8 protein-coding genes and 1 tRNA gene are annotated in these 12,621 nt (G+C 37.9%); 1 reads left to right on the top strand and 8 read right to left on the bottom strand.

The features are described from left to right. Positions 1–52: 52 nt before the first annotated feature. The 5 genes from CLNEO_RS07920 to CLNEO_RS07900 all read right to left on the bottom strand — a co-directional run bounded on the left by CLNEO_RS07920 (position 53) and on the right by CLNEO_RS07900 (position 6,939). Positions 53–403 (bottom strand): helix-turn-helix transcriptional regulator, encoded by a 351-nt coding sequence (locus CLNEO_RS07920; protein WP_066086996.1) that lies wholly within the window; start codon positions 401–403, stop codon positions 53–55. A 287-nt stretch (positions 404–690) separates the two neighbouring features. After that, on the bottom strand, positions 691–1,161 hold the full coding sequence (locus CLNEO_RS07915; protein WP_066086993.1) for a hypothetical protein: 471 nt from the start codon (positions 1,159–1,161) through the stop codon (positions 691–693). A 107-nt stretch (positions 1,162–1,268) separates the two neighbouring features. Beyond that, positions 1,269–1,352 (bottom strand) — tRNA-Leu (locus tag CLNEO_RS07910). Between the two features lie 135 nt (positions 1,353–1,487). Beyond that, positions 1,488–3,233, bottom strand: coding sequence for a sensor domain-containing diguanylate cyclase (locus CLNEO_RS07905; RefSeq protein WP_157723513.1), 1,746 nt, complete (start codon positions 3,231–3,233; stop codon positions 1,488–1,490). A gap of 1,117 nt (positions 3,234–4,350) precedes the next feature. Next, on the bottom strand, positions 4,351–6,939 hold the full coding sequence (locus tag CLNEO_RS07900; protein ID WP_066086988.1) for an HD domain-containing phosphohydrolase: 2,589 nt from the start codon (positions 6,937–6,939) through the stop codon (positions 4,351–4,353). Between the two features lie 564 nt (positions 6,940–7,503). Here CLNEO_RS07900 and CLNEO_RS07895 point away from each other — a divergent pair. Then, entirely contained in the window at positions 7,504–9,207 is a 1,704-nt protein-coding gene (locus CLNEO_RS07895; RefSeq protein ID WP_066086985.1) for a methyl-accepting chemotaxis protein, read from the top strand. Between the two features lie 187 nt (positions 9,208–9,394). Here the strand turns inward: CLNEO_RS07895 and CLNEO_RS07890 are convergent, their stop codons facing one another. From CLNEO_RS07890 to CLNEO_RS07880, 3 genes are read right to left on the bottom strand one after another with little or no spacing between them, the layout of a single operon-like run. Then, a complete protein-coding gene (locus CLNEO_RS07890) occupies positions 9,395–10,033 on the bottom strand; it encodes a bifunctional 4-hydroxy-2-oxoglutarate aldolase/2-dehydro-3-deoxy-phosphogluconate aldolase (protein ID WP_066086983.1) in 639 nt (212 codons plus the stop codon). Positions 10,034–10,043: 10 nt separating this feature from the next. Next, positions 10,044–11,141, bottom strand: coding sequence for a sugar kinase (locus CLNEO_RS07885; protein WP_066086980.1), 1,098 nt, complete (start codon positions 11,139–11,141; stop codon positions 10,044–10,046). Further along, complete coding sequence (locus tag CLNEO_RS07880; protein WP_066086977.1) at positions 11,138–12,610, bottom strand: UxaA family hydrolase; 1,473 nt, start codon at positions 12,608–12,610, stop codon at positions 11,138–11,140. The genes CLNEO_RS07885 and CLNEO_RS07880 overlap by 4 nt, the downstream gene beginning before the upstream one ends. Positions 12,611–12,621: the final 11 nt, after the last annotated feature.

The raw sequence follows: 12,621 nt of genomic DNA, 5'->3' as shown, positions 1-12,621 counted from the left end.
TTCTTCCATAGTATATAAGCACAGACTATGTTTATAAGCTTCCTGTATTGGGTTATTGTACTTCTTTCAGTAGTTCTTCCGCTGATATATCATACAACTTTGCAATCGCAAGAAGATTTGAAGTGCTTGGGTCAGAAACGCCGCTTTCCCATTTTGATACGGCCTGTCGACTTACACCGATGCTTTCTGCCACAAATTCCTGTGTCATTTTGCATCGGGTACGGTTTTCCTTCAGCGCTTCACCAAGGGATTTTGTTATCATTTCTTTTTCCTTTCGCACACTGCCGGAGCGAATATACTTGAGAAGTGCTCGAATAACTAGCACAATAAGGATAATAACAACGGCTCCAATCCCTAAAAAAATCAGTAAACCTCCGAGTAACAACGAAACACTAAACGCCATTTTTAAGCCTCCTTTCTGGAAACAGTATAACAGAAAAACCAGATTACTTGAATCAACTATGGCGCAAGAATCAGTTTCATTTTGGTTGCACGCAAAAACTATGGTATTCAATGGAAAATTTAATAAACTAATTAATTTTTATCTTCTTCGAAAAAAAATCCATGCATGCGTTAAAAACATCATCCATAGATTTTCATACAAGTAACATCAATTATGAATATCATCCTATTTTTAAATTGGGATTTGAATCAGCATAACAAAATTAGCCTCATTTTGTCGTCTTAAGGCTAAGCTGTCTTTTTCCCAAAAAGGATAAAGATATAAGGAATAAAAGCATTGACAACGGCACCAACCCAAATATTATCGTTCAATCTATATAGTAGTTGCGGCACAATTGTGCTCCATTCAGAAATTTGATATATATACAAGAAAAAGATAGCGGCCCAACCAGTGGTAAGGTGAAATGCCCATTGAATAAAAATCATTGCAACCTGAAACACAACAATAATTGAGGCGGACAAAAACAGCTCTTTTTTCGTCATATTTCTAAAAACAAGCAGGCCGCCAATGAGCAGAGCCGCAAAGAATGTAGCAGTATATATAATAAGTACGCGTGAATTGTTTGCTGAAACAGAGCCATTCGCAAGGGTTACTATTGCAAAACGGCTTGTCAAAAAAATCACTACACGAAAAGCTACCCATCCTGCAACTACGCAAAACAGAGGAACCTTCCAAACCTTTTTCTTCACAGTATCCATTAACCCACTCCTCTCACTTAACAAAAACCATTCTAGCTATAAGTATATGCCAAATAACACAAAAAGTCATGTGTGAGTTCAAATGCTCATACATGACTTTTTGTTCGTGCGGATGGTGGGACTCGAACCCACACGATATCACTACCGCCAGATTTTGAGTCTGGTGCGTCTGCCAGTTCCGCCACATCCGCAAAGAAAACTGCTTATCTATATTAACACATATACCGACAAAAAGCAAGTAATTTTTTAATAATTCTTTTTCATTGCCAAGCAAAAGCCATCAAAAAATCAATGGCTTTTAGATTTGCAACCTTTCGACATTCAAATTAATCTACCATGTAAAAACTATTTTTGCCGCTTCCTTTCACTTTATACAAGCCTTGGTCTGCACGCCCATAAAGCTCGCTAAAATTGCACCCATCCTTGGGAAAGCAGGCAATTCCAATGCTACAGGTTACAATCGCTTCATTGGATTTCATTTCCGCCTTCTCAAGTGCCTCACAAATTTCTCCGGCTTTATTTGCGGCCTGCTCCTTATTTACATTTCTCAAAAATACCACAAACTCATCCCCACCAAGACGGCCTACAAAATCGCTATTGCGAACACAAGCTTTTAAAAGCTCGGCAGTTGTAATTAGGGCATAGTCTCCTAAAACATGTCCGTAGCCGTCATTTATTTGCTTAAAATTGTCCAAATCAAGCAACAATAGAGCATGCGTTTGTTCGCCTAATTCTTCCTTAAAGCAATGATTCACATAAAATTCAAATGCCATTCGGTTTAGCACACCCGTCAACGGGTCCTTTTCAACCTGTGTTTGCAGCTTTGAAATTTCTTTCATCTGCTGATCAATCGGCATAATCATCCCATAACACTTCTTGGGACGACCATGTCTATCATACCATACACGATATACAAACTGATTCCATTGGATTTTTCCATCACTTCCGAAAAACCGATATTGCACATTACCCGTTTCCTTGCCTGCAATTAAACTTTGCCCCATTTTCAAAAAGGCCTCTTGATCTTCTTTCAAAATAAATGGATGGGGTTTTCCAAAGTCGCTTATTTTATGCCATACAGGACTTCTGCCAAACTGCTTAAAATAATTGTCGCTTACCACAAAGGTATCTTTTTGATAATTTCCCTCAAAGGAAACAACGCCCGCAACCTCTTCTGCCGTTTTTAAACACTCATTCTCTTTTTTAATCTGAGTTGCTGCACGCCACATTAAGAAATAGATGAAAATGCAGGCCACTCCAAAAAGAAGAAACATTTGTATTATAAAAAACGTTTCCATGGATTCAAATTCGCCGGTGACTCCCGTCGTTAACACATTTGGCGCAAAACAAAAAATATACCAATCATTTATTCCCAGGGGAATATATGCAGTATACCACTTTTCCTCCCCATTGTCGTAGGAAAAGGAATTGATTAAATCATTGCCCATATCAGAAATCATCTCACCTGTATTCACATTTTTTGCATCAAAATATGCAAAAATATTGCCTTGTAGATCAAAGGATTCATATGGATGGGCAAATCTTAAAGCATTTCCCTGTTGATCTGTCACGCAAACAAAACCACTCTCCTCAAAGGACACCATAGGGGTTTGTTTTTCTGCCACAGCATCATTTAAAACGGCAATTAATACACCCGTAATCCTATTTTCTTGATATATGGGTGTTGCTAATATCAGCTTGCCCATGTCTGCCCCGTCGTGTTGAAAATAATCAATGTCTCGTTCTCCACGAATGGCATTTATATAAGCTTTTTTTTGAGAAATATCAACATACGTGCCATCTTCAAATTCCACAAGCCCCGTTTCTACATCAGCAATTGCGAATTTTTCGAAAACTTGCAAAAAACTGTTCTCATCTTTAAAATCACGAATTTTTTCTAAGGAAAAATCATCCTCTTTGCCCATATAATCAGAAAAAGAATCTAGCAGTGTAAATTCCCCCTCTAATCTTTGCCAAAAATCATTCCGCACAGTTTCTGCCTGCTTACGAAGGGCAGTATAAGTTTGCTCTTCAATAAAGCATTTACAGCGCCATGAATAATCAAAAATCAAAAAAAATACCACTCCGAAAAATATAACGAAAATCAAAAAAATGCGCCAAAACTTCTTGTTGCCTTGCATAAGCTTTCCTCACTAACTAATATTTTAAATAAACCATTTTTTGATGCTCAAAATAAATATTTTTCCTGTAATTTTCATCTAAAAAATAGATTCATTATAAATGAAGCGCATCATTATGGTTAAAAAACAGCTCACCAGGAAACTCAAGTGGCGAATGCAGTTAAAAAAACATCCTGAGCCTTTACTAGTTTACCACATTTGAGCGAAAACGTATACAAACTTTATTGGTACTAGGCTATTTTAAGGGAAGTATTCGGCAAACTTCAATCAGTGACTTTTACATTTTTTGGGTACCTATGAACAAAACAGGAAGGTACAAGTTGACACCGTGCTTCCAACCATGGGAAACAGTGCCCTGGAAAACTATGGTACATATTTTTTTGCGACCCCTTGAAGTTTAAAGCAGTAAAAAGCAGCGATGATCTTTTTTTAATAGAACCGCTATTTTGCACAAACTTCAAAAACACGCTAATCATTAAGAACCAACCTTAAACATTTCTTAATATTGCAATTTTAAAACCCCAAATTTTCAGCCAAAGAAACCAACTTTCAATAAGTAAATACTTTTTCACGTCAAAAAACATCCCTTTCGAGGCAACTCAGGCCATTGCCGTTTTTGGTCATCGCATCCAAACACGCAGCTTTGAGCTTTCCCGAAAGGGTAAAAAGGAGTTTTCTTATAGGCTTTTTTTGCTTTTTATCCATCATTCCATGAACTTTGATACCAACCTCAAACACAAATCCCCTGCTTTTTCTGCTGTTTTGCTTTTAACTTCCTTTCTTCTGTGCTTACTTTATATTATGTTTGTCCTATCAAAATGGTTCATACTTGTCCTAAACAAATATAATTTTTTTTGAATTCATTTTCAAGACAAATTACTTATAATAAAAATTAATAAAAAAAACCATTTGAACGCTGGATTGCCCTACTGCGCAGCCGTTTCGTAAAATGAACTTTTGCGAAAAAACGATACACAAACAACACCCCATCAATTTGGATGGGGTGTTCACAGCAATGATAATACCTTCATAGCTTCATTCCTACATTTCAATCTTGACTTCTCAAAACATTTACAAATACAGCCGTAACACGTGGATCAAACTGCTTTCCGGAACACCGAATCAATTCACAAATTGCCTCCTCCTTGGTTAAGGCCTTTCGATAATTGCTTTCCGTTGTCATCGCCTCATAAGCACCTGCAATCATAACGATTCTTGATACGAGAGGTATTTCTGTACCTTTTAAGCCCCTGGGATAGCCTGAACCGTCCCAATGCTCATGATGCGCCAAAACATACTCCGATAGATTTGCATAGGCATCCACCGATTTCAGAATATGATAGCCCGCCTCTGCATGTCTCTTGACTATTTCATATTCCGAAGAAGTTAGCTTTCCAGGTTTTTTGAGAAGTTCAACGTCAACAGCAACCTTTCCAATATCATGCAAAATCCCCGCCTGCTCCACCTCACGCAAATATTCTTCATTCAGACTGAGTGCCTCTCCAATTTTTCTGCTCGCTTCCCCTACGCCTTCAGAATGAATCCTCTCTCTATCATTGTTTTCGTGAAAAGTTTTGACGATTGTCTGAATTGTTTTTTTCTTCATATTTTGGCTTTCCGTAAGTTTTTTATGATACATATATTCTTCCGCTTTTGCATAAACATCCATAATATTTTGTTCCAAAGAAACCTTTGTATCCCAGCCAATGGAAACAGAAATCATTGTATCATTCAAACTTAATTCTCCAATTTGAAAATCAATCCGCTTCATAATTCTTTCCACTGCGTCTCTATTGGTTTTGGGTAACAACAGAATAAATTCATCCCCACCGATACGGCATATCATATCGTTTTTTCTGCAACTTAATTTCAAGGTTTCAGCAATAATTTGCAACAGCTTGTCTCCCTCTTGATGACCAAATGCATCGTTAGTCAGTTTCAATCCATTCACATCAATTAATGCCAAGGATAATGGCAGATGGCACTCCTTATCCAATGTCTTTAATTCTTTTTCAAAAAAATGTCTATTGTTTAATCCTGTCAATTGATCGTGATAGCTTAGGTAAGAAATCTCAGCCTCCTTTTCCTTTTTTGCTGTACAGTCACGAAAAACAATTACCACTCCGGTGATATTGCCTGCATCATCTAAAATTGGTGTTGTGCATGCTTCGATTGGAATCTTCTCACAACTCTTCTTTATTAAAATGATGTTTTCCTCCACCGCCTCCATTTCGTTCTCTACCAACACCCGTTGTACAGGACTCATTGTTATCTCACCAGAAATTTCATCAATGATACGGAATATTGTTTCAAATGGTAGTCCGGCAGCGTCGTCTTTTTGCCAACCTGTTAACCCTTCTGCCGCATCATTCATAATTTGAATGTTCCCGTTATGATCTGTGGATATTATCCCATCTCCAAGGGAACGAAGTGTTGTTTTAAACCTTAATCTTTCTTTATTCATAGTTTCTTTTGCATCATAGAGCTCTTGATTCTTTTGCTCAAGCCTTAATATATAATTCGATATTTTTTTAATCATATAAATAAATCCGTTTCCCAAAACACCGATTTCGTCATTTCTATCCAATATATTTTGCGGTAATTTTATAGACCTTTCATTGGTAAAATTTTGCATTTGCTTGCAAATCATAATCAACGGAGAAGAAAAAAATTTTTCCAAAGCAGATAAACCAATGAATAAAATAAAGATAATTAAAATTAGAATCAATAAATTTACAAATACAAATTGATTAATGGGAGCTAATATTTTTGATCTTAAAATTTCATTGTAAACAATAATATGTGTATTGTTCACAGGAAAATAAGCAATATATTTTTCTTGTCCCTGATCGGTATATCGGGCCACACCGCTTTCCCCCGAAAGCATTTTGGGGGCAATTTCCTCATCAAAAATATCTTGTATGTAGATTTTTTCGGTTTTATCTGCATCATTTACGTTTTGATAATACAAAACACGCCCGCTATTATAGAATAAGCCGACGCTTGAATTAATACCAGCATTAAATTCATTCATGATGGTATTAATATCTTCTATTAAAATATCAAGACCAAATACACCATATACCCCGTTATTATCTGACAAAGGTGCAGAAATTGTGATGGCAGTTTTATGTGTAATTAAATCCACATAAGGAGCCGATATTGTTGTTTTATTTTGCTCTATGGTATCGACATACCATTCCCTTTTTGACAAATCATAATCCGGCTCCATGTCAAAATCATAAATATTTGTAATTAAATCATCTGCATTTCCCAACGCAATATATGCTTGAGCAATATTCTCATCCAAGCTGCAAATATCAACAAGCTTATCGCATACCTTAGCATAGGTTGGGTTTTCTCGTTTCGAATAACGATCCTCTACTTCTTTCGCAATATTTTTGAACTCGGAATCCATTTTTGCCTGTTCTACAATTACTATGTATTTTTGCAAATAAGATTCAATTTCGGCGCAGAGATATTCTGATTCGTTTTTTAATTGTTCCTTTCCTTGCTGCTCCAAATAAGATTTAATTTGAATATTCAAAAAGTTGTAATATATAACAAAGATAAGTAACACAAATAAAAAAATTGTAATTCCTATTTTTCTAACGATACTATTTTTTATGCGAAACATACTCTCCCACTTCCCAAAGCGAAATATAAACCTCTTCCCTAAAATGAGTTACGGTAATTTGGAAATAAACATATAAAACATACTTTAAAATAATTATAACAAAAATATGCTAAAAAGAAAGGAATATTACAAAAATTCGCTTTAATTTGCTAAAAAACTCTTTTTTTAGAGTATATAATTAAAATTCATTGCTTTTATAAAGGTTTTCTTTAAAAAACTTTTATTTTCTAATAATAAATAAATTCAATGAAAAAACATAACTGTTATCTTTTTTTATTGTTCTGTATTTTTATTCAATTTTTTTTAATAAATAGATATATTTTGATTATTTATAAGAATTTTACCATTTTTTGGTTATAAAAATACTATGGTTTATTAAAAGAATATATACTTTTAGCAATAAATAGATTATAATGATATTATTGGAAAGGATGGCATTAATAAATTATTGTAACGTGGAATGACGCTTTTTGTTTCGCTCAGTATTTAATACTTTTAATCGTCTAAACAAAAATCAAAACCACCAGCAACGAAATTTTTTTTTAAATCAAGGAGGAATTACAAATGAAAAGTATAAAAAACAAACTAATTTTTACAATTCTAATTTTGGTTTTTCTCGCATCATCCCTTACTACAGCAATCAGTCTATGGGAGAGCTCGATAAATACAAAAAAAATCATGAATACTTTAATTGACGAAAGATTATCCAGTTCAAATAATATGTTGGGATCATATCTTGAGGAGCAATTTGGGTTGCTCAATTTAAATTCCTATGGTGAATTGATTGATCGCAATAATCGTCCCATTGCGGGGAATTTTGCATACATAGACCAATTTACGGAGGACATGGAGGTTGTTGCCACTGTTTTTGTTAAAAAAGGTGATGATTTTCAGCGTGTTTTAACCACAATTAAAGACGAAAACGGCGAAAGAGTCATTGGCTCAAGCTTAGAAACTAGTGGGCAGGCTTATCAAGAGCTTATAAATGGCAATACATTTTCAGGCGAAACCGATATTTTAGGCACAAGGTATGCGACCAATTACCACCCAATCTATGACGCAAGTAATCAAATCATCGGTGCCTACTTTGTTGGTGTGCCAATCGGGCATGTACATGACATTTTAAATGAAGGTGCATTCTCAACATTAAAAATTGTTGCAATCCTTGCTGCAATTGTTTTACTTATTGTTGCTGCAATCACTTATTATATCAGCGGAGGAATTGCCAAGCCAATTAAAAAAGTTACAAGTGCAGCGCAGCAAATTGCCCAAGGTCAATTTAATGTTGAGCTTTCAGTGCAATCCAATGATGAAATCGGGCAACTGGCAAGTGCTTTTGGTTCAACCATTGAACAATTACAAAACTATCAAGGCTATATTGATGAAATTGCAGATGCCCTTCGTGAAATATCTATGGGCAATTTAAAATTTGAGCTGCAAAGAGAATATGTAGGGCAATTTAAAAAGCTGAAAGACAGTATGCACGACTTACTTTCAAACCTAACCGAAACTCTGGTACAGATCAATCAATCGGCAGAACAGGTGCATTGTGGTGCGGAGCAGGTTGCTAACGGGGCACAGGCCCTTTCCCAAGGAGCAACGGAGCAAGCCAGCTCCATCGAAGAATTATCCGCAGCGATTGCCGATGTTGCCGACCAAATTAAGCAAAACGCAAATCATACGGCAACCGCGCAAGAAAAAGCTGAATTTGCCGGAAAAGAAATGACGATAAGCAACGGTCAAATGACAGAAATGACCCAGGCCATGAACGAGATTTCCGCCAAATCCGCGGAAATTTCAAAAATTATCAAAATCATTGAGGACATCGCCTTCCAGACAAATATTCTGGCACTAAATGCTGCTATAGAAGCTGCTCGTGCTGGGGCAGCCGGCAAGGGTTTTGCTGTTGTTGCAGATGAAGTAAGAAATTTGGCAGGAAAATCGGCTGAAGCCGCTAAAAATACCACAGTTTTAATTGAACATACAATTAACGCGGTGAATAACGGTGCGCAAATTGCCGATAAAACCGCAGGTTCTCTGGATGCGAGCGGGAATGCAACCAAAGCCGCCATCACTTTAATTGAGCAGATTGCCCAGGCCTCTCAAGCACAGGCAACGGCAATCCTTCAAATAAACCAAGGTATAGAGCAAATTTCCTCAGTTATTCAAACAAATGCCGCAACTGCTGAGGAAAGCGCAGCGGCAAGCGAAGAATTGTCCGGTCAATCCAATATATTAAAAGACCTTATTTCGGAATTTAAAATATAAATAAATAAACATCTCCAAAACACTATTATTCTAAGGTTGTAATCAAAAAGAGCTGAAGCACTCATAAAAATGAAATGCTTCAGCTCTTTTGATTTCCATTAAATTTTGCTTAAAGGATGAACGATAAATAAACAGAAGAAACAATTTTAAATTTATCAAATAGCCTTTGTTAAATGCCCCAAAATTTTTAAGCTCTTACTTCGGCAACAATATCCGCCGCCTTACGGCAAATTAAAGTAATTTCATCCCATGCTTTTGCATTGATTAATTTATCCGTTACCATAAAAGAACCTCCAACGGCACAAATGCTCTTAAAGGAGAGATATTCCTTTAAATTGTCCAAACTTATGCCGCCTGTGGGCATAAATTGAAATTGATGATATGGAGCGGACAACGCTTTAATGGTAGATAAGCCGCCATACTGCTGTGCAGGGAAAAATTTAAAGGTAGTTAAGCCCAAATCGTGTGCTGCTTCGATTTCCGTGGGTGTAACGCAACCAGGAAAAATAGGCACGTTCTTTTCAATGCAATAAGCCGCAATTTTGGGATTAAATCCAGGGGATACTATAAACTGTGCCCCTGCTTCCAAAGCTCTATCAACCTGCTCTTTATACAAAACCGTGCCTGCGCCGACAATCATATCTGGATAATTTTCACGCATCAGCTTAATGGCTTTTTCTGCACCTGCTGCACGGAAAGTAATTTCCGCAACAGGCAGTCCACCTTCCGAAAGTGCTTTTGCCAAGGGCAATGCATCCTCCTGGGGTCGTTCCAATTTAATAACAGGCACCACACCAATTTTAGAGATTTTTTCTGCAATTATCATATTTTCCTCCTTAGCGCTGTACTCTAGCACCTGCACCACCCATTAAAGCTTCTACTTCTTTGCGGCTTGCCATACTGGTATCACCGGGTGTTGTCATTGCTAGTGCACCATGAGCAGCACCATAGTTTACAGCAACCTGGGGATCAGCTGTTTCCATTAAGCCGAAAATCAAACCGGAGGCAAAGCTGTCACCGCCACCAACACGATCCATAATTTCCAGACCATCATATTTTTTTGAGAAATAAATTTCTCCGTTTGCCCAGCACATTGCCGCCCAATCATTTACTGTCGCAGTTTTTACACTTCTCAATGTGGTAGCCATTACCTTAAAATTAGGGTATGCTTTCGCAGCCTTTGCCATCATTTTTTTGTAACCGTCTAAGTTTAATGCAACCAAGTTTTCGTCGTTTCCTTCAATTTCAAAGCCGAGGCAAGCCGTGAAGTCTTCTTCATTACCAATCATAACATCGATATATTTTGCAATTTCTTTATTCACTGTCTGGGCCTTCTCCTGTCCACCGATGGATTTCCACATGGAAGGACGGTAGTTTAAATCATAGGAAACGACGGTACCATATTTTTTCGCTGCCTTCACGGCTTCGATGGTTACTGCCGCACTATTTTCAGACAAAGCTGCAAAAATACCACCGGTATGCAGCCAACGAACACCCAAAGTACCAAACAAATAGTCGAAATCAAAATCGCCGGGCTTCATCTGGGAAATTGCAGAGTTGCCACGATCGGAAACACCTACAGCACCACGCACGCCATGACCTCTTTCTGTAAAATTCAAGCCATTGCGTGTGGTTCTGCCAATGCCGTCATAAGGCAGCCATTTAATAAAGGAGGTATCTACGCCACCTTGCAAAATAAAATCTTCAATCAAACGACCGATTTCATTATCGGCAAAAGCTGTTAAAATGGCTGTTTTATAGCCAAAGCAACGACGAAGCCCACGGGCAACGTTATATTCACCGCCACCTTCCCATGCACGAAATTGTCTTGCTGTTTTGATTCTGCCCTCGCCGGGATCCAATCTCAACATTACTTCACCTAAGGAAATCTGATCAAACATACACTCATTTTTTGGTCTTAACTGAATCATTATAATGTCACCCCATCTTTAAAAATTGCAATCTCTCTGTATCCGTTTTTTTCATTTTTGGCAAGCTTGCCGCTGGCTGTTTCTTTCAATAAATCCATAAGCATTTTCCCAGCTTCTTCAAAAGTTGTTCCTTCTAAAATCATTCCTGCATTAAAATCTATCCAATTTGCCTTATGCTCCGCCAAAGCTGAGTTTGATGAAATCTTTATTGTAGGTACGACAGTACCAAAAGGCGTACCTCGTCCTGTAGTAAAGAGGATGATATGCGCCCCTGAAGCCGCAAGGTTAGTACAGGATACCATATCGTTACCTGGGCCCGTTAATAAGGAAAGCCCTGCCTGCTTCACTGGTTTTGCATAAGCCAAAACATCGGTAACGGTAGCCTCACCACCCTTTTGAATACACCCAAGGGATTTTTCCTCCAGTGTCGTTATTCCCCCTGCCTTATTGCCGGGCGAAGGGTTTTCATATACAACCTGGTTATGGCTTACATAGTAGTCTTTAAATGCATTAATCATTTCTGTTGCCTGGTCAAATACCTCTTTGCTTTCGCAACGAGCAAACAAGCTATCCTCAGCGCCAAACATTTCAGGCACCTCCGTTAAAATTGCCCGTCCGCCTGCAGAGGTGTGTAAGTTGGTCAAGCGACCGCACAGGGGGTTTGCGGTGATGCCGGAAAATGCATCGGAACCACCGCATTTAAACCCAATAATCAGCTCCCCAAGGGGAACCTTTTCTCTTTTGTCTTTTTCGATAAGGCTGGAAAGGGCCTTGATATGGGCTAACCCCGCTTCCATCTCATCCTCTTCTGTTTGTGTAATCATAAAGCGAACTCTCTCGCTGTCGTACTCTCCTAAAAAGGGTTGAAATACATCTAAATTGTTGTTTTCACATCCCAAGGACAAAACCAGAACACCCCCTGCATTGGGATGATTCACCAAAGCCGCTAAGGTCTTCTGTGTCATGGTCTGATCGTCACCCATTTGTGAACAGCCGTAAGGATGGGTCATGGCAAGAACGTCAATTCCCAATTTTTCAGCTTCCTTCGCCAGGCGTTCCGCTGTTTTGTTTACACAGCCTACTGTAGGCACAATCCAAATTTCATTTCTCACACCTACTCGTCCATCTTTCCTTCTGTAACCCATAAAATACTCGTCCCTGGCATTCCAAGCATATTCCTGGTTGCCAGAAAAAACATACTCCCCGCTTTCAGCCAAATTGGTTTTTACATTGTGCACGTGAACATGCTCGCCTTTTTCAATATTTTTCGTAGCATGCCCAATGGGGCTTGCATATTTTATCACGTTCTCCCCTTCTTTCATGTCAAAAAGGGCAATTTTATGGCCAAAAGCAATATCGTCTTTTGCCGTAAGGATAACCTGGCCGCACTGACAAGACTCACCTTTTTTAATATCGCAAAGAACCACGGCAACACTGTCCTTTGGATTAACAATAATAATATTATCCTTCATGGTTTAACACT

This window comes from Anaerotignum neopropionicum (assembly GCF_001571775.1).
GTDB lineage: Bacteria > Bacillota > Clostridia > Lachnospirales > Anaerotignaceae > Chakrabartyella > Chakrabartyella neopropionicum.
This window is presented reverse-complemented; position numbering and strand designations above follow the sequence as displayed.